Genomic DNA, 18,433 nt, shown 5'->3' with positions numbered 1-18,433 from the left:
AATCTCACAAAACTGTAAATGGAGACCCTGAAATAAATTGAGGGTGACGAATTCCAAAAAAATTGTTCACAGTTCAAAAGGCTCAATGCGACCTAAGAGGCTCTACTTGTCATCCTGACGAAGGAAGGATCTCTTTTTTTGATACTGCTTCTTTGAGATTCTTCACTGCGTTCAGAATGACAATAGTACTATCATCTCGAACGTGTTTCAGAATCTCATAAAATTTAATTTTTCTACCTATTCCTCAATAGATTTCAAATTATCATCTGAGTTTCTGTCTATCAATTTATTGTAGGGATCTATCCCCGCTTTAATTGGTTTTTTATCGGTTATAATTGTGAACGTATTGTCGCCTGGTTTCAACCATTTCAATTCAAAGTAAAAAGGATCTTTAATTGTCACTTGTTCATCATTTACCACATCTTCACCAAACAATCCTATATCTACCAAGTTCTTTTTGGTATCTATTTCGCGTTCTCTTCCGGCATCATCATAATAGATCTTTTTGGAATTAACCGTAAAAGCAGTTTCCCATTTACCGGTCTTCAACTCTTTGGTTTTCGCGCTAATAACCCTGTTTTCATAAAGCACGATTTCCTTAAAGCCATCCTCTAATTTATATTTAAGGGAATCTGGGGTTACTTTATATAATGCTTTATAAAGATCTTCTGAAGTCGCATAATAGCCTTTTTCGTTGTATTTAAATTCTTCCAAAAAGCTGCGAAGTCCTGCATTTACCTTCTCTTCTCCCATAGCATCCTGAAGATCGTACATAATCATAGAGCCTTTCTCATACCAGATATATTGCCCTGTTTCAACATCCAATAAAGTGCGCTCCGGTTTAAAGCTGAATTGTCTCCCAGACAAGTATCTATCCAGAGAATTCTTCAAAAATGCTTTGATCCCGTTTTCTCCATACTCCTTTTTCATGGTCATGAGTGAAACATACTCGGCCAAAGTTTCAGAAATAATATTCGCTCCGGAGGTTTTACTTGGAGTTACAATATGTCCCCACCACTGGTGCGCTACTTCGTGAGAGGTTACCCTAAACGCATAATTATAATCTTCTGCTTTAGAAAAATCTGCAACGAAACCAAAGTCTTCAGAATAGGGGATGGTGGTAGCAAAAGACTGAGCAAAAGTAGAATGCGCAGGAAATTCAATGATCCTGATCACAGAATAAGGATACTCAAAAAAGTTTTTGGAGTTATAATCCAATGATATTTTAATTCCCTTAATAAAGTATTCTAAATTCCTTTTATGTTTTGGAGAATGGTAGATCTCAATATTAACCTTCTTGCCACTGGGGGCGATCCAGAAATCCTTCTCCACCTCATATTCTGCGGAAACAAAACTGAAGAAATAATCGGTTTTACCCTCCAACTTATAATTGAAATAACTCCGATCGTTTTCTTCCCATTTCTTGGTGAGCACACCTGGAGCAAGCGCTGTTTGACCTTTCGAAGTACTAACAGTTGCTTCAAAAGTCATATAATCCCCATCCTCGTTAAAAAGGTTCTTTTTAAGCGCAATACTATCTGTTCTTGGAGGATACAAGAAATCCAGTTTTTCCAATCCGTGTTTTATACGAACGCCATTATCACTTAGTACCCGGTCATAATGAAATGAAGGGAAGATTGCATCTCTAAAAAAGGTTCCATTCCCTAAAACAGCGGTTTCTGGATCTACAGTAAATCCTTTGGTGATCGCTTTGGTTTCAATAACCAGCGATGCCGCATCTTTTGGTTGCAAAGGCTTCGGTAACTTATACATAAAAAGGCGGTATGCCGTATCCTTTAAAAATGGCTTCAACTCTACATTGTTATAAACCACTTTTGTGATCCTAGTTTCGGCAATAGGAAATTTCACCTCCATTAAAAGCGTATCCAAGGCAACATCGAACTTGTTAACCACTTTGAATTCACCTTTAGCCTCTATCCTTCTGTCTTCTGGAAAAATATCTATAAATGCCTTGAGATCCACCACTTGGATATGAGGCTTCCCTATATATTTACCATATTTTTTCTCTGCTTCCGCATTGACATTCTCCCCATAATTTCCATCTTCCAACTGGTTAAGAACTTTAAGGTTGTAGTAACTATAAGCCCCAACCGAAATAAATGCGAACACAAAAAACAAGGTGTAAGCAATGGTCTTACCTGTAAACCGTTGCTTTGCTAGGCGCAAACGCTCCTTCCCTGAAGAGAAGAATCCGCGGTTCCAAAAGAGCTTTCCTATAACAGCCAGAATGCAGGTAAGCAAGATCCAATAAGCATTCAGCCAAAATTCTCCTATTAAATAATGCCCAAATCCATTTAGGTCGCTTAAAAAGCCGCTAGGACTTTCTCCAAAGATCAATAATGGGTTAGACGTTTTAAAAGCCAAGGTAAACAACAAAGGCAAACCTATATAAATTACCACTACTATAAAATGTCCCAAAAATTTATTGTTGACCAACACATGAATGAAAAATGCCAATAGCAATGTCATTATATAAGTTGGGAAGATCTTGACAAAATTATATATGAAATACATTCCCAGTTCGTAATCGAAATACCCATTAAAGGTTTGGTATATAATCCCAACCAGGATACTTATTAAAGTAAGCACTACCGCAACCCCGATAAGTGAAATTATTTTAGAAAGGTATAAGGTGTTATTGCTAACCGGAAGGGCATCGTAAAACTCAAAGGTTTTATTTTTTCTGGTTCTATGGACTGCTTCTCCTGCATAGATGATAAGGATTATCACAGAAAACAATGAAATTCCACCAGCGATCTGGGCTACCATATACCTAGTTAGCGGAAGTGAAGGAGTGCCATATATTTGATTGGATTGATATGCCACAAAACCAGCGATCACGATCCCAATTACCATTAAAATTATAAAAACCGTTTCCTTAACGATAGATAGAAATTCTATTTTGCTAAGTGACCATAAATTTTCCCTTCTCGCTTTGCTATTAAAAACCTGAACGACATTTCCAAGAACATGGCTCCCGTTATATTCCTCTTTATTTTCTTTGGTATTTTGCTTCTTTTTTGAAGATAAAAATCCTTTGTAAGAAAATCGTAATAAAGTGAATATGAAAATGCCCATAGCTAAGCCTAACCAAATCATCCTGTTGATCAAAAACTTGCCTGTAAGAGATAGCTGCGTGGTATTAAGTTCGTGTACAGACCAATATTTATCTATAAAATTTTGAGCCTTGGATCCAAAAGGATCTACGTAAACACTCAACCATTCGGTATCCAAATTGGCCAAAAGCCTTGAGGAAACTATGGTAAGGATAAAGATCACGATTCCTCCCAGGTATAAAATAGGCATGCGTTTAAAAAACGTCATCAACCCAAAAAACAAACTTCCAATAAAGAACGCATTAAAAGTGAGCAAATAAACAAATGGATAAAAATAAGACACAAAATTGAAAGTCGTATAGGTTCCGTAATCCGGCCTATCTAAAAATACCCCAATTGCAAATCCGGACATTGCACCAAGGACTGCGGCAATGTTCATAAAGGTAACTATCGTAAAACTTCCCCAGAACCTGCCTAGAATATAATTTTTTTCAGAAATAGGAAATGTAAAATACGTTTGGGCGGTTCTATGCTCTTCGTCCCTGTAAACAGCAACCCCCATAATTGCCGCATAAAAGAAAAGCGCTAGCACGCTCATGCTTCCCAAAACACCCATAATGGCATTCGGACTGTTTGTAAATTGTGCCGTGTTGGATTTTTCAAATACTCCTATCAATAACGGAATGAGAAACATGATAAATAGGTAGATATAGGTTGCAGGCCTGCGCATTCTATATTTCAACTCAAATAAGTAGATCTCTTTCATGATTATACAGTTTGAGGTTGGTTGATACTGTAGAAATAAAAATCTTCCAAAGTATTGTTAACTACTTCGAAACCATCCCCAGGGTGAGATTCATCGTAAACATTCACGTTTAACTGCCCGCTTCTTAAATAAGCAGAGAGCACACTGTATTCTTCCTGATATTTTTCTAACTCTTCTTTATCAATTTTCTTTCTATAAATCCTGCCGTTCAGGGAATTTGTCAACTCCAAAGGATGTCCTTGAACCACTACAGAACCTTCATTGAAAACCGCCATATTGGTACATAAATTAATTACATCGTCTACGATATGGGTAGATAAAATAACCACGGCATCTTCTCCCAGCTCGCTCAACAAATTATGGAATCGGTTGCGCTCCAAAGGATCCAATCCCGCTGTGGGCTCATCTACAATTATCAATTTAGGATTTCCAATTAGAGCTTGAGCAATCCCAAAACGCTGACGCATCCCACCGGAATAATCCCCTAAATTTCTTTTTCTGAATTTATAAAGGTTCACTTTATTCAAAAGATCTGCTACATAAGCAGTTCTATCGGACTTATTATGAATTCCCTTGATCTTTGCAATATGGTTCAGCATCATCTCTGCAGAAACTTTTGGATATACCCCGAAATCCTGAGGCAAATACCCTAAAACCTTTCTGAGTTCTTCCGGCTCGTTAAAAACATCTATTCCATCAAATTCTATGCTACCAGTATCACTTAGTTGCAAGGTGGCAATTGTGCGCATTAAGGTAGATTTTCCGGCACCGTTTGGGCCTAATAAGCCAAACATGCCTTTATCGATTTCTAAATTAACATTGTTAAGCGCCTGTGTTCCGTTTGGATACGTTTTGTTCAAATTTTTGATGGAAAGCATAGTTGGGTGGTTTAGTTGGATTTTGTCTTTAGTTCTATTAGTAAGTAATAAGCAGTAACGTTACAATTTTATCTTGATATTTGAAAATATAACTGATTGTCCGGTTTTGTAACTGTAAGTGCTTTTAACCAACTATTCAGGTTTATTGTCATTCTAAAAGGAGCGCAGCGAAGTGAAGAATCTCGATAGAGTAAAATTTCGTGTTAGGGATTCCTCCTTCGTCGAAATCATAAAAATAACAAATGTCTTGCTGGACAAAAAACGGATATACATAAATATAATCCTTCCTATCAAACACCAAAAAATTCTTAAGCATGCTTTATATTTGCAAATGCTCAATTTCAGGATAGGTTTTAAGTTTAAAGATCTAATGAGCATTAAAAAAGTACTCCTGAGGAGTTTAATAAAAAAAGACTTTTTCCTATGTATCCATTAAGAAGAAATAGAAGATTACGCACCTCCGAAGCTGTTAGAAGCTTGGTACGTGAAACCATTATAAGCCCGAACGATTTTATTGTCCCTTTATTTGTTGTTGAAGGAAAAGGTGTGAAAGAGGAGATTGCCTCCATGCCAAATTATTTCAGGTTTAGTCTGGATCTATTGGATAAGGAGGTGAAAGAACTTTGGAAAATGGGACTCAAGTCGGTTTTGCTTTTTGTGAAGGTACCGGATAATTTAAAAGACAATGCAGGAACCGAAGCCTTGAATGCTGAAGGTTTGATGCAGCGCGCCATAAAAACCGTGAAAAACGCAGTTCCCGAAATGTTGGTGATGACAGATGTTGCCCTAGATCCTTATTCTTCTTTTGGTCATGATGGGGTGGTTGCAGACGGAAAGATCATTAACGATGACACAACTGCGATCTTAGCTGAAATGTCCCTTTCTCACGCTAGTTCCGGAGCAGATTTTGTGGCACCCAGCGATATGATGGATGGAAGGATCTTCGAAATTAGAAGTTTGTTGGAAGGGGAAGGTTTTCATGATACTGGGATTATGAGCTACTCCGCAAAATATGCCTCTGCATTTTATGGCCCTTTTCGGGATGCATTGGACTCTGCTCCCGGGTTTGGCGATAAAAAAACCTATCAAATGGATCCTGCAAATAGGGAAGAAGCAATTCGTGAAACCTTGATGGATATTGAAGAAGGAGCAGATATCGTAATGGTAAAACCGGGATTATGTTATCTAGATATTGTTAGGGATATTAAAGAAGCAGTAAATGTCCCTGTAGCTGTATATCAGGTTAGTGGCGAATATGCCATGATAAAAGCTGCTTCAGGAAAAGGATGGCTAGACCATGATGCGGTGATGATGGAGCAATTAATTGCGATTAAACGTGCAGGCGCGAATGTGATTGCCAGTTATTTTGCAAAGGATGCCGTAAAATTGATATCATAATCTAATCAAAAACTTCGGGGAAAGCCCACGAGACATGTCCCGAAGTATCGAGAGAAAAATATTTTAAAAATTGGAGGAAAACCTCGGGGGATTTAAACCCTCAATGAGGGATTAAAATTTATAATTGTTTTTTAATTGCGGATTCACTTTTAATGTACATTTGTTGAGTGAAAATGAATAAATTAAATACTGTTTCTTTATTGTTGCTGATTGCATTTTTGAATGCTTTCAGCAGTGGTGCATTTTCATATCCTTCTGAAGGCCTGGACCTTGATTCCAGAAATTTTGATTACCTACAAGCAGGTCAGAATAAAAAAGCGGTCTTTTTTGAAGAAACGAGTATTTCTAGCTCATACGAACAAGAATTTAGCAATGAGCTATCTTCTTTTGGTCGTATTTCTGAGCTTCAATTTTCTCTAGGTACATTAATCAAACATTTTGGCCAAACTACTTCTTGGGCTTATTTAAGAGATAGTCGACAATTACTTTCCCAACATATATTTCCATTTCAATTTTTTTGGTGATCAGAATTTATGCTGAATTTTAAGTAGGGATTATCTCAAATATAAATTTGAGAATAACATCTACTACTTCAGTCATTCCTAAAATTTTGAAATCAAATAAATTTTGAAAATCCTTAGTTGCTATATCTAAAGGGGTTTTCATATTCACAACTTAATATTATATTAAAATGGAAAATGCATCAGTCCTTATGGGCATCGGCTTACTAGCTCTTTTTGTAGGCCCAATACTTTACATGATCGTAGCTCACGCTGCTAAAGAAAAAAGAACCCTTAAATTATTGAATAAGCTAGCGGCTCAACATCAAATGAAGCTGGATCAAATAGAAGTTACCAACTCCCTGCTTTTAGGCCTGGATAGTAGCTCCAAAAAGTTTTTAGTGATAGATCCAAAAGATCACTCAAAATATGATGTGATCGATCTAAAAAATGTTAGTCAAAGCACAGTATCTAAATCTGGACATCAGCAAAAAATTGGAAATAAAAGCAAATTGGCATTAACGCATATCGGATTGGAGTTACTAAAGAATAATTCCAAAGAAAAAATAAAAGAAGTGGTCTTTTATGATGAAAACGATAATGATAGCATGGATGCCGATGCACAGCTTTTTATCGCCAATAAATGGGATAATTTGATCCGTAAAAATTTATCTGCTTAATTTTTTTTGTTAGATTTTTTGCTAATGCTGTTGAGAGAATTCTTTCAGCAGCATTATTTTTTATTATCTCCACTCTCCCTAATACAAATTATATGAAAGAATTCTTAATTTAGAGTTCTAAAATGAAATCGAACTATGGAATTACTTATTCTTTATGCTGTTTTGGCAATTTTCTTTTCATTTTTATGCTCTATTCTAGAAGCGGTTTTACTTAGCATCACCCCTACCTATATTCGCGTTAAAAAAAGGGAAGGGAAAGCCTATGCAAACACCCTAAAGCATTTCAAACAAAATATCGACAAACCACTCATCGCTATTCTTACTGTAAACACTATTGCTCACACCGTTGGAGCAATCCTAGTAGGAGTACAAGCAGAGAAAGTTTTTGGTGGCGGAGGAAATTCGGTAGGGATCGTATCTGCTATTATGACCCTTGCAATCCTGATTCTGTCAGAAATAATACCCAAAACAATTGGAGCAACTTATTGGCAATCGCTTGGGAAATTTACAGCAATAATTTTGAAAATTTTACTTTTCCCATTGAAATACACCGGTATACTTTGGTTAATGTTGCTCACCACCAAATTAATAGGGAAATCGGCACATGTAAGTACCATGAGTAGAGAAGAGTTTTTGGCAATTACTGATGCCGCTGAAGAAGAAGGCTTTTTTGAAGAAAATGAAACTACTGTAATCAAAAACCTACTTGTGTTTAAATCGGTTATGGCAAAGGATGTAATGACACCATTTACTGTGGCTACCATTGAAAATGAATCTACCACCATTGAAAAATTTCACCGAACTCATAAAAATTTAAAATTCTCCAGAATTCCGGTTTATAAGGATAAGCCCAATAATATCTCCGGATTCGTGCTCAAAGATGATATTCTTGAGGAAATTATAGACGAAAAAGGCCAGCAACCTCTAAGCATCTTAAAAAGAGAGGTTTTTATCACAGACCGCAACACCCCGATTCCGGAGCTTTTTGAGATTTTTATTAAGCGTAAAGCGCATATATCAATAGTAGCCGATGAATTCGGTAATACTATTGGGTTGGTAACAATGGAAGACATTATTGAAACGCTCTTAGGACTTGAAATCATGGATGAGAGCGATCATATTGAAGATATGCAACTCATGGCTAGGCAAAACTGGGAAAAGCGCGCCAAAAAACTTGGTCTTATTCAGCAAAATGATTCTGAGACAAAATCTACAAAGAATGACGACCTTACTTAAAACACCATTAGGAATTGCTGAAGTCTCTGGTGATGAACTGGGCATCAGCAAAATTGAGATTTTAGATCAAGAAGAATTTCAACAGGAAGAGGTCCCAAAAGAATTAGAAACTGCGGTAGATCAATTAAAGGGATACTTTTCTGGCGAACTAAAAAATTTCACTCTTAAGATGAATCCGGCTGGCACCAATTTTCAGAAACAAGTCTGGCAAGCCTTAAATAAGATCCCTTATGGAGAAACCCGTTCCTATTTAGAACTTTCCAAAGAACTTGGAAATGTAAAAGCCATTCGTGCAGTTGCCGCAGCAAATGGAAAAAACCCTTTATGGATTGTAATTCCTTGTCATCGGGTAATAGGTAGCGATGGTTCCTTAACTGGATATGCCGGAGGGTTATGGAGAAAAAAATGGCTTTTGGATTTCGAAAACCCTCCACTACAGCAAGAACTTTTTTAAAATTTTATTTTATATTTAAAAGCCCTAATTTTAATAACTATGAAGTTACTCTTAAAAATTATAGGCGGGTTTTTGGCAACTATTCTGTTAATTGTTGTGCTCTTGTTCTTGTTCGATTACGATTATCTCTTGAAGGGAATCCAGGTGGTCTATTTTCAAGGTCATAAAACCGCTTATATAGATGATTATACAGAATTTGAGAATAGAGTAATTGAATCGGGAGAAAATTTTGATGAATGGCCTTTGAGCCCAGATTACAATAAGACAACCCCCGCAGGACGCCTTCAGAAAACAAATGAGGAACTGGGAACCGTTGCGTTTTTAATTATCAAGAATGACAGTATCTGGTATGAGAAGTATGCGCCAAATTATGGCATAGATTCCAAAACCAATTCTTTTTCAATGGCAAAATCCATTACGGTGGCACTTTTAGGGAAAGCAATTAAAGATGCATATATTAAGAGCTTAAATCAGCCGGTAGGAGATTTTCTACCGGAATTCAACAAGGATAAACAGGCAGCCTTGACAGTTGGGGATCTTGCTTCCATGTCATCTGGCCTTAATTGGGATGAGGATTATTACAATCCGTTCTCTCAAACAGCAAAAGCATATTTTGGGGACGATATTAGAAAAGAGGCCTTGAATTTAAAAGTGATAGAAGAGCCCGGGAATGCCTTTAAATATTTAAGCGGAAACACCATTTTACTGGGAATGGTAATAGAAAAAGCTACAGGGCAGGAGCTATCAACCTATTTAAGTGATAGTTTTTGGAAACCCTTAGGGATGAAGGAAAACGCTTTTTGGCAATTGGACTCTGAGGAAAGTGGGATGGAAAAAGCCTATTGCTGCATTGCCTCCAATGCCCGCGATTTTGCACGTTTCGGGAAACTTTTCAAGGACAACGGAAAATGGAATGGGGAACAACTATTAGACTCGGAATTCGTAGAAACAGCCACCAAAGCAAGGTTTGAGGATTCGCCACAATATGGATACGGATTTTGGTTAAGCGATTACAAGGGAAAAGAGATCTTTTATATGCGAGGGATATTGGGGCAATATGTAATTGTTGTTCCCGAAGATGACCTTATAATCGTTAGATTAGGACATGAATTAATACCCAGGAAAGAGGGAGAAAATCACGCAAAGGATTTCTTTATATATATAGATGAAGCCTATAAAATGTTAGCCAATGGTTCGAAAACTGCACCTTGAAAACGTTCTGTTTCTGGATATAGAAACGGTTCCCGAAGAAAAGGATTTTAATAACCTCTCAGAGGTGAAACAAAAACTTTGGGACGATAAATCGAAATACCAGCGAAAGGAAGATTTTACAGCTGAAGAATTTTACGATCGTGCAGGAATTTGGGCCGAATTTGGAAAAATCGCTTGCATTTCGGTGGGTTATTTCACATTCAAAGATGAAAAAAGGGCTTTTAGGATCACTTCGTACAAAGGAGAGGAATTAGCACTGCTACAGGAATTCTCTCATTTATTGAACACCCATTTTTATAAACCTCAGCATTTGCTCTGTGCGCATAATGGTAAGGAATTCGATTTTCCTTTTCTAGCCAGAAGAATACTTATTCATGGATTACCGCTGCCATCCAAATTGGACCTTTTCGGAAAAAAACCTTGGGAAGTGCCACATTTGGACACTTTGGAATTATGGAAGTTTGGCGATTATAAGCATTATACTTCCCTAAAACTTCTCACCAACGTTCTGGGAATCCAAACTCCAAAAGATGATATCGATGGTTCGGAGGTGAGAGACGTTTATTATGAAGAAGGGAACATCGATAGAATTGTCACTTATTGCGAAAAAGATGTAATCGCTATCGCACAAATTATTTTAAAGTTCAGGCAAGAAAAACTTTTGGAGGATTTTGAGATTACTTCTGTTTAGAGCGAAGCTTCGAAAAGTTGTTGAACTTGACTCCATTTATCTCAGTTTGGACTTGGACAGACTTAGCCTGACAATTCAAAATGTCATTCCGACAAAGGAGGAATCTCTTGCCACTGTGAGATTCTTCACTCCATTTCATTTCGTTCAGAAAGATACTAGAAAGCTCATAGAAGCCTTATTTTAATCACTACTACTACCATAAACAAAAAAACCGCCCTGAAAAGGGCGGTTTTTTCAAACTATTCTTTAAATAATATTCTACAAATCAAACTTGATCCCTTGCGCCAATGGCAATTCCGTAGTATAGTTAATGGTGTTGGTTTGTCTTCTCATATACACTTTCCATGCATCAGATCCAGACTCTCTCCCTCCACCGGTTTCTTTCTCACCTCCAAAGGCTCCACCAATCTCAGCACCACTGGTTCCAATATTTACATTGGCAATCCCACAGTCAGATCCGTTAACAGATAAGAAGTGTTCTGCTTCCCTTAAGTTATTGGTCATAATTGCAGAAGAAAGCCCTTGATTTACCCCGTTTTGCACTTCCAAAGCATCTTCAACAGTTCCAGAATATTTCATCATGTACAATACCGGAGCAAAAGTTTCATGCTGTACGATCTCGTAAGAGTTCTTTGCTTCAGCAATTGCCGGTTTTACATAACATCCACTTTCAAATCCTTTACCTTCCAACACACCACCTTCAACGATGATATTTCCACCTTCTTCAACAACTTTGGTCAAAGCGTTCTGGTAATTTTTAACCGCATCTTTATCTATAAGTGGTCCCACGTGATTATTTTCATCCAAAGGGTTTCCAATACGCAATTGCCTATAAGCCGCAAGGATCGCATCTTTTACCTTATCGTAAATAGAATCATGAATTATAAGTCTTCTGGTAGAAGTACAACGTTGTCCTGCAGTTCCTACAGCACCAAATACAGCACCAATAACGGTCATTTTAATATCGGCATCTGGAGTTACAATAATCGCATTGTTCCCTCCTAATTCCAATAAAGTTTTTCCAAGACGTTCTGCTACTTTAGAAGCAACGATCTTACCCATTCGGGTCGATCCGGTAGCAGAAATAAGCGGAATGCGCTTATCTGTAGACATCATTTCCCCTACTTTATAATCTCCTGTTACGAGACAAGAAATTCCTGCCGGCACATTGTTTTCTTCAAAAACCCTGGCAGCAATTTTTTGGCAAGCTACAGAGGTAATTGGTGTTTTTTCAGAACCTTTCCAAACACAAGCATCTCCACAAACCCAAGCCAAAGCGGTGTTCCAGGCCCAAACGGCCACTGGGAAGTTAAAAGCAGAAATAATCCCTACTACCCCAAGTGGATGGTATTGCTCGTACATTCTATGTCCTGGACGCTCAGAATGCATGGTAAGTCCGTGCAACTGGCGGGACAATCCCACAGCAAAGTCACAGATATCTATCATTTCCTGTACTTCTCCCAAACCTTCTTGGTAAGATTTTCCCATTTCGTAAGAAACCAATTTCCCTAAAGGCTCTTTCAACCTTCGAAGTTCTTCGTTGAATTTTCTAACTACTTCACCACGTAAAGGAGCTGGCATTGTTCTCCAGGATTTAAATCCTTCGGTAGCAGCGTTCATAACTTTTTCATAATCCTCTTTTGAGGTAGTTTTCACCTTTCCTATTAAAGAACCATCTACAGGAGAATAAGATTCAATAATTTCACCACTCCCAAAAAAATCTTTTCCGGTAGAAGTTCCTTCATTAATATCTTTAATCCCTAAGGCTTTTAAGGCTTGTTTAATCCCAAACTTTTCTGCTATATCACTCATTTATTCGTATTTTAATCTTTAATTATAACTAATTGTTGCGAAAATAATAAATATTAAAGGAAACAACTCCTTAATCTACTTTCATTCCCTACGAATTAATAAATCGCTCGTCTACAGGCATCACCGTTCCACAGTTATCACAGGTGCGCAACTCTTTACTGCCATAAAAATTTTTAAAATGGCCCAGAAAATCTTTTTCTATATCGTGCAACGGAAAATAAACTTCGTGCAATTTGGTATTGCAATTATCGCAAAACCACAACAAGCCATCCTTCCCTTCTTCCCCAAAGCGTTTGCGCTCTACCACAAGCCCAATAGAACCTTCATGCCTTACCGGGGAATGTGGCACTTTTCCAGGGTGAAGATACATATCGCCAGGCCCCAGTTCCATCGTTTTTTTCTCGCCATTGTCCTGCACATGAATTTCTATGTTGCCTTCCAACTGAAAGAATAGTTCCTCCGTCTCATTGTAATGATAATCTTTACGAGCGTTGGGACCCGCCACGATCATCACAATATAATCGTCACTTTCCCTATATAAATTCTTGTTCCCCACCGGCGGCTTCAGCAAATCCCTATTTTGTTCTACCCATTTAGTAAGGTTAAAAGGCTTGTTTATTGACATAATCTCTCAGTTTAAAAAAGTTGTATAAAATTAATCAATCTCCCACACAAAGTTGTAAAGCTAATCTAAATGTTTTGGGCGTATGCCCTTAACGGGCACCGCGCTATTCGTTGCAAGTCCTCGTCCCAATCACGATAAATATCACGATCGTGACTGCGGGCTTTCCACTGCTATCGCTTACGCAAAATTTACATTTTTTATAAATTTGGAGCGCACATTCAAGACCTGTACTTAATTTTAGTACTTTTAATTCAAACATCTCAACATCCAAATTCATGAAAAAATTAGTACTTCTCTTCTCTCTTTCACTCTTGTTTGCATGTAATTATGCTTCCGAAGAAAAAAAACCTATAAACCAGCCCATCGAAAAACCAAAATCAGATAAAGTAGAAACCGACAATTTTGGAATTGTGATCCATGGGGGCGCAGGAACTATCCTAAAAGAGAATATGACCGATTCTTTGGAGGTCGCGTATAAGGAAAAACTTGAAGAAGCAATCCGGGTAGGACATGAAATTCTTGCAAATGGAGGAACGGCTATAGATGCCATCCAATCTACCATAAACGTCCTAGAAGATTCCCCGCTTTTTAACGCAGGAAAAGGAGCTGTATTTACCAACCAAGGAACCAACGAAATGGATGCTGCCATCATGGATGGGGAAACATTGAATGCCGGGGCGGTCGCGGGAGTTACCACTGTAAAAAATCCAATAAATTTGGCATTTCAGGTAATGGAAAATTCTCCGCATGTGTTGCTTTCTGGAAAAGGAGCCGAACAGTTTGCCCAAGAACGCGGGCTAGAGATCGTAGATCCTTCCTATTTCTATACCGAAAATAGGTTTCAATCCCTTCAAAAAATGAAAGAAGCAGAGAAAATGAAAGCAGACAGTGCCGATAATAGAACGGCTTTTTACGACCCATATATCAAAGAATCCAAGTTCGGGACCGTGGGTTGTGTTGCTTTGGACAAAAATGGAAATATCGCCGCAGGAACTTCCACTGGGGGAATGACCAACAAAAAATGGAACAGGATCGGGGATGTGCCAATTATTGGTGCTGGCACCTATGCAAATAATGCCACCTGCGCTATTTCTGGAACCGGATGGGGAGAATATTTTATGAGAGGCGTTGTGGCTTACGATATTTCAGCAATGATGGAGTATAAGAAAATGAGCTTACAAGAAGCGGCAAAAAAAGTAATCCAAGCAAAATTAACAGAGCTGGGTGGCGAGGGAGGAATTATAGCCATAGATCATAAAGGAAATATTGCAATGGAATTTAATTCCGCAGGAATGTACCGCGCTGCGATGAACAAAAAAGGGGAATTATCTATTGGGATTTATAAAGAAAATGAGAAAGTTACAGCAGAAAAAGAGTAAGCTCATAGCCAGATAACAATTTAAGCTCCAATAATTTGGGGCTTTTTTTATGCTAGTATTTACTAGATGGAGTTAGAGTTTATAGGTTCCTTAGAAAGTAAGAAGTATCTTTGCCGACTTAAATTTTCGCTGCCCTTACGGCAATAAACCCTAATTATGAAGAGAATACTATTTACCTGCCTTATCTTTTTTGCTTTTTTTATCCACTCTACAGCATTTGGCCAACGTCTAACGAGAAAACAGGTGTATGATACCATTAAGGAAATGCCGGCCTTTTCCAGCTATCAGGATAATTATTTTATTACCGGGGTACCAACTAACAAAGCCATTACAAAAAACAATTCAGATATTAAATACCAGATCAGTTTTAAGCAATTGGTGAGCAGGGCGACTTTACCTCTAAACAGTTACTTATTCCTAACCTATTCCCAAAAAGCTTTTTGGAACGTATACAGCTTGTCCAGTCCTTTTGAAGAGATCAATTTTAACCCGGGCATTGGTCTTGGAAAACCGGTTTTTAATAAGGAGGGATATATCTTTGGGCTTGCTGAATTAAAATTTGAACACGAATCCAATGGAAGGGACAGTTTAGATAGTAGGAGTTGGAATAGGATCACTGGAGCTTTCCATACTCCAATTGGAAGAAGGACTTTACTTAGTGTTAAAGCTTGGGCACCGATAGCATATAAAGAGAACCATCCAGATATTTTAGACTATGTGGGACTTGGTGAAATTAAAGTAGAACAAACCATTATCCGCAACAGGTTAATCGCCGATCTTACAGTTAGAAAAGGTTTAGAAGGTTGGAAAGGGGCTGCTTCTAGTCGTCTTCTTTATAAACTGTTCAACAATTCCGGAAACCAATATTTAATGCTGGAATGGTTTGTGGGATATGCAGAAAGCTTAATAGACTATGATAAATACACGAGCATGGTACGCCTTGGATATGTAATAAAGTCGTCTGCTCTAGACATCCTGAAATCCCAATAAGTTGTTTTATTTCCGCATTTGACTTATTGTCGACAAATAAGGTGTTTACTACCAGCGTAAAGAATTGCTTTTTTCATAATTTTCTATTTTCCCCAGTTTTTAAATGGATTTTTACTGAGTTGCGAATTATAATATCTCAAATCTCCGGTGACTTCTTCTCCAAGCCACTCTGGTTTATCAAAAGTGTCATTTTCAGACTTCAATTCGATTTCTGCCACTATAAGACCCTTATTATCCCCCGAGAATTCGTCAATTTCAAATGTAAATTCTTTGGATTTCACGAAATACCTCACCTTCTTAATTACTCCCGGCTCACAAAGTTTTAAAAGCTCCAAAGCTTCATCGGCTGGGATCTCTTTTTCCCATTCAAATCTGGATAAACCACTTGCTGATGACTTCCCCTTAATGGTAATAAATGCTATTTTACCCTGAACCCGGATCCTGGTGGTCCTTTCTGGATGGGAATTCAAATAGCCTTGTTTTATTTCTGAAGTTTTAAATGCTTCTGTCTTATATTTATCTGAGGTCACTAAAAATTTTCGTTCTATTTCCATCATAAATTTTAAAGATTATTCTGAAGCCAATTTCTGGATCTCATCAGATTCTATCAATATTTTTGGATAACCAGAGTTTGCGCAAATATGCATTGCTTTGGCAATAGTCTCCGGGTGTATAGATCTATATTTTTTAAAGGAACCAATCAAAAGGTTATTGAATACCTTCATTCCTTCGATGCCAAGTTTTTCAAAAAATCGCTCTTCTTCCCTATTCCCTGCAATTAAGGAGGGCTGAAAAATATAGGTGTTCTTAATACCTTGCTCCAATACTTGATGCTGCATTTCGCCTTTCACTTTATTATAAAAAATACTGCTGTTAGCATCGGCGCCCAGCGCGGAGATCACCAAAAAGGTATCGATATTATTTTTCCTGCAAAGTTTAGCTGCGGCCACCGGAATTCCGAAGTCGATTTTTTTATACGTTTCCTTATCCGGGGTTTTACTTTTAGTGGTTCCAATACAGCAGTACACTTCATCTGCATGAAAACTGTCTTTATAATCATCCAGCTTTAGTAGATCGACCAAATGCTCTTCCAATTTCTCATGTTTAACACCCACACTAGATCTTGAAAAAACCTTTACCTTATCATATTTAGGGTCATTCAATACTATTTTTAGTAAGTGCCCTCCGGTCAATCCTGTTGCCCCTAATAATATCGCTGATTTCATAAAGTGATATTTACTTTAATTTTTTTGCTGTTTAAATAATTCGTCATCCTGAGACCCGTGATAAAAAATTTTATCTAGTGTAGGGAATTAATGTATGTTTTAGAATATCTAAAAAGATGCTGAAACAAGTTCAGCATGACGGCAATTCTAAAAAACATCATTGTCACCCTGAACTGGTTTCAGGGTCTATAATGCATAAATAAAAATACGTAAATGGTAGCTTATTTCAGCATCCAATAAATAAACTTATGCTAAACCGTTTCGCTAGTTATTAAATTATTGACTCTTCAAAAATAACGGATTCCAAACGATCCAAAAATCTTAGTTAATAGTCCCACTAAGCCTTGGAGTAATTCAAGTTTCCCTAAATTTACGTTGTGAAAACCCAGTTCCCAATTCGAAAGATAATTCATATAGACATGGATGCATTTTACGCATCTGTAGAGCAATTGGACAATCCCGACTTGCGGAACAAACCAGTGGCTGTTGGAGGAAGTTCAGATAGAGGCGTGGTTTCTGCAGCGAGCTACGAAGCCCGGAAATTTGGCGTAAAAAGTGCGATGAGCAGTGTAATTGCCAAAAGAAATTGCCCAGGGCTCATCTTTGTAAAAGCCAGATTCGATCGATACAAAGAAATATCAAGTCAAATTAGGACAATCTTCCTGGAGTATACAGATCTGGTGGAGCCGCTTTCTTTGGATGAAGCCTATTTGGACGTCACCGAGAATAAAAAAGGGATTCCCAGTGCTACTCTAATCGCGAAAGAAATTCGGGAGAAAATAAAGGAGAAGACTGGATTGAATGCTTCCGCAGGGATTTCCATCAACAAGTTTATAGCGAAAGTTGCCAGTGACATCAACAAACCCAACGGCCAAAAAACAATAAACCCGGAAGAGGTTGAGGAATTTTTGGAACAACTTCAAATTAGAAAATTCTATGGTGTTGGAAAAGTGACCGCAGAGAAAATGTACCAATTGGGAATCTTTAAAGGACTTCAACTAAAAGAAAAATCTGAAGAATTCTTAACCGAGAATTTTGGGAAAAGCGGCAAGTATTATTACAATGTGGTTCGTGGCATTCATACCAGCGAAGTAAAAGTAGACAGAATACGAAAATCCCTTGGTGCAGAAAGGACTTTTAATGAAAACATAGCTTCAGAGATCTTTATGATGGAACGCTTGGAGAATATCGCCGAAGAAATCGAACGCAGGCTAAAAAGGAGCAAAGTTGCAGGGAAAACGGTTACTTTAAAGATAAAATATAGTGATTTTACCTTGCAAACCAGGAGCAAGACCCTGCCTTATTTTATTGCGTCAAAAGAAGTGATCCTGGATACTGCGAAGGACTTATTATATCAAGAAAGGATGAAAAATTCGGTTCGACTGTTGGGAATTACTCTTTCAAATTTAAATACTGAGAAAAAGCAAACTATAGAGAAAGTACAGGAAATTGCAGTACAGTTGAAGTTTGAGTTTTAAATAAGAATGAAACTTTTAATTAAATTAAAAA

Annotated in this window: 16 protein-coding genes; 10 read left to right on the top strand and 6 right to left on the bottom strand. The window is 37.6% G+C overall.

What is annotated here, in order from left to right:
- Nucleotides 1–237 precede the first annotated feature (237 nt).
- The gene (locus tag JM83_RS06615) at nt 238–3,843 is read right to left on the bottom strand and encodes an ABC transporter permease/M1 family aminopeptidase (protein WP_144960538.1); all 3,606 of its coding nucleotides are present in this window, start codon (nt 3,841–3,843) and stop codon (nt 238–240) included.
- 2 nt (nt 3,844–3,845) lie between these two features.
- A complete protein-coding gene (locus tag JM83_RS06610; RefSeq protein ID WP_144960536.1) occupies nt 3,846–4,721 on the bottom strand; it encodes an ABC transporter ATP-binding protein in 876 nt (291 codons plus the stop codon).
- A 423-nt stretch (nt 4,722–5,144) separates the two neighbouring features.
- On the opposite strand from JM83_RS06610, the gene hemB reads away from it, so the two are divergent.
- The 7 genes from hemB to JM83_RS06575 all read left to right on the top strand — a co-directional run bounded on the left by hemB (nt 5,145) and on the right by JM83_RS06575 (nt 10,892).
- A complete protein-coding gene (hemB, locus tag JM83_RS06605; protein ID WP_144960534.1) occupies nt 5,145–6,119 on the top strand; it encodes a porphobilinogen synthase in 975 nt (324 codons plus the stop codon).
- Between the two features lie 173 nt (nt 6,120–6,292).
- The gene (locus JM83_RS06600) at nt 6,293–6,643 is read left to right on the top strand and encodes a hypothetical protein (protein ID WP_144960532.1); all 351 of its coding nucleotides are present in this window, start codon (nt 6,293–6,295) and stop codon (nt 6,641–6,643) included.
- Nucleotides 6,644–6,810: 167 nt separating this feature from the next.
- Complete coding sequence (locus JM83_RS06595; RefSeq protein ID WP_261376376.1) at nt 6,811–7,299, top strand: hypothetical protein; 489 nt, start codon at nt 6,811–6,813, stop codon at nt 7,297–7,299.
- 135 nt (nt 7,300–7,434) lie between these two features.
- Nucleotides 7,435–8,535 (top strand): CNNM domain-containing protein, encoded by a 1,101-nt coding sequence (locus JM83_RS06590; protein WP_144960530.1) that lies wholly within the window; start codon nt 7,435–7,437, stop codon nt 8,533–8,535.
- On the top strand, nt 8,519–8,989 hold the full coding sequence (locus JM83_RS06585; protein WP_144960528.1) for a methylated-DNA--[protein]-cysteine S-methyltransferase: 471 nt from the start codon (nt 8,519–8,521) through the stop codon (nt 8,987–8,989). Before JM83_RS06590 ends, JM83_RS06585 begins: the two co-directional genes overlap by 17 nt.
- Before the next feature lie 39 nt (nt 8,990–9,028).
- On the top strand, nt 9,029–10,201 hold the full coding sequence (locus JM83_RS06580) for a serine hydrolase domain-containing protein (protein ID WP_144960526.1): 1,173 nt from the start codon (nt 9,029–9,031) through the stop codon (nt 10,199–10,201).
- Entirely contained in the window at nt 10,179–10,892 is a 714-nt protein-coding gene (locus tag JM83_RS06575; RefSeq protein WP_144960524.1) for a 3'-5' exonuclease, read from the top strand. Before JM83_RS06580 ends, JM83_RS06575 begins: the two co-directional genes overlap by 23 nt.
- A gap of 258 nt (nt 10,893–11,150) precedes the next feature.
- Here the strand turns inward: JM83_RS06575 and JM83_RS06570 are convergent, their stop codons facing one another.
- Nucleotides 11,151–12,704, bottom strand: a complete 1,554-nt coding sequence (locus JM83_RS06570; protein WP_144960522.1) for an aldehyde dehydrogenase family protein — start codon at nt 12,702–12,704, stop codon at nt 11,151–11,153.
- 88 nt (nt 12,705–12,792) lie between these two features.
- Nucleotides 12,793–13,329 carry a 3-hydroxyanthranilate 3,4-dioxygenase gene (locus tag JM83_RS06565; RefSeq protein ID WP_144960520.1) on the bottom strand — a complete coding sequence of 179 codons (537 nt, stop codon included), beginning with the start codon at nt 13,327–13,329 and terminating at the stop codon, nt 12,793–12,795.
- Between the two features lie 275 nt (nt 13,330–13,604).
- Here JM83_RS06565 and JM83_RS06560 point away from each other — a divergent pair, with 275 nt between their 5' ends.
- Together JM83_RS06560 and JM83_RS06555 are read left to right on the top strand one after the other, a co-directional pair.
- On the top strand, nt 13,605–14,708 hold the full coding sequence (locus JM83_RS06560) for an isoaspartyl peptidase/L-asparaginase family protein (RefSeq protein ID WP_144960518.1): 1,104 nt from the start codon (nt 13,605–13,607) through the stop codon (nt 14,706–14,708).
- 156 nt (nt 14,709–14,864) lie between these two features.
- The gene (locus JM83_RS06555) at nt 14,865–15,698 is read left to right on the top strand and encodes a phospholipase A (protein WP_144960516.1); all 834 of its coding nucleotides are present in this window, start codon (nt 14,865–14,867) and stop codon (nt 15,696–15,698) included.
- 83 nt (nt 15,699–15,781) lie between these two features.
- Here JM83_RS06555 and JM83_RS06550 read toward each other — a convergent pair whose 3' ends face one another.
- A complete protein-coding gene (locus tag JM83_RS06550) occupies nt 15,782–16,255 on the bottom strand; it encodes a CYTH domain-containing protein (protein WP_144960514.1) in 474 nt (157 codons plus the stop codon).
- A gap of 12 nt (nt 16,256–16,267) precedes the next feature.
- Nucleotides 16,268–16,924: an NAD-dependent epimerase/dehydratase family protein gene (locus JM83_RS06545; RefSeq protein WP_144960512.1), complete on the bottom strand. Its 657-nt coding sequence runs from the start codon at nt 16,922–16,924 to the stop codon at nt 16,268–16,270.
- Nucleotides 16,925–17,301: 377 nt separating this feature from the next.
- Between JM83_RS06545 and dinB the strand changes: the two genes are divergently transcribed.
- Nucleotides 17,302–18,402 carry a DNA polymerase IV gene (gene dinB, locus JM83_RS06540; RefSeq protein ID WP_144960510.1) on the top strand — a complete coding sequence of 367 codons (1,101 nt, stop codon included), beginning with the start codon at nt 17,302–17,304 and terminating at the stop codon, nt 18,400–18,402.
- Nucleotides 18,403–18,433: the final 31 nt, after the last annotated feature.

Source organism: Gillisia sp. Hel_I_86, assembly GCF_007827275.1.
Taxonomy (GTDB): domain Bacteria; phylum Bacteroidota; class Bacteroidia; order Flavobacteriales; family Flavobacteriaceae; genus Gillisia.
Note: the sequence above shows the minus strand (reverse complement) of the source record. Positions and strands in the feature narration are given on the sequence as shown.

Bases quoted from the DNA above. Each gene is read 5' to 3' on its own strand.
- JM83_RS06615 (WP_144960538.1), bottom strand. From the start codon at position 3,843: ATGAAAGAGATCTACTTATTTGAGTTGAAATATAGAATGCGCAGGCCT.
- JM83_RS06610 (WP_144960536.1), bottom strand. From the start codon at position 4,721: ATGCTTTCCATCAAAAATTTGAACAAAACGTATCCAAACGGAACACAG.
- hemB (WP_144960534.1), top strand. From the start codon at position 5,145: ATGTATCCATTAAGAAGAAATAGAAGATTACGCACCTCCGAAGCTGTT.
- JM83_RS06600 (WP_144960532.1), top strand. From the start codon at position 6,293: ATGAATAAATTAAATACTGTTTCTTTATTGTTGCTGATTGCATTTTTG.
- JM83_RS06595 (WP_261376376.1), top strand. From the start codon at position 6,811: ATGGAAAATGCATCAGTCCTTATGGGCATCGGCTTACTAGCTCTTTTT.
- JM83_RS06590 (WP_144960530.1), top strand. From the start codon at position 7,435: ATGGAATTACTTATTCTTTATGCTGTTTTGGCAATTTTCTTTTCATTT.
- JM83_RS06585 (WP_144960528.1), top strand. From the start codon at position 8,519: ATGACGACCTTACTTAAAACACCATTAGGAATTGCTGAAGTCTCTGGT.
- JM83_RS06580 (WP_144960526.1), top strand. From the start codon at position 9,029: ATGAAGTTACTCTTAAAAATTATAGGCGGGTTTTTGGCAACTATTCTG.
- JM83_RS06575 (WP_144960524.1), top strand. From the start codon at position 10,179: ATGGTTCGAAAACTGCACCTTGAAAACGTTCTGTTTCTGGATATAGAA.
- JM83_RS06570 (WP_144960522.1), bottom strand. From the start codon at position 12,704: ATGAGTGATATAGCAGAAAAGTTTGGGATTAAACAAGCCTTAAAAGCC.
- JM83_RS06565 (WP_144960520.1), bottom strand. From the start codon at position 13,329: ATGTCAATAAACAAGCCTTTTAACCTTACTAAATGGGTAGAACAAAAT.
- JM83_RS06560 (WP_144960518.1), top strand. From the start codon at position 13,605: ATGAAAAAATTAGTACTTCTCTTCTCTCTTTCACTCTTGTTTGCATGT.
- JM83_RS06555 (WP_144960516.1), top strand. From the start codon at position 14,865: ATGAAGAGAATACTATTTACCTGCCTTATCTTTTTTGCTTTTTTTATC.
- JM83_RS06550 (WP_144960514.1), bottom strand. From the start codon at position 16,255: ATGATGGAAATAGAACGAAAATTTTTAGTGACCTCAGATAAATATAAG.
- JM83_RS06545 (WP_144960512.1), bottom strand. From the start codon at position 16,924: ATGAAATCAGCGATATTATTAGGGGCAACAGGATTGACCGGAGGGCAC.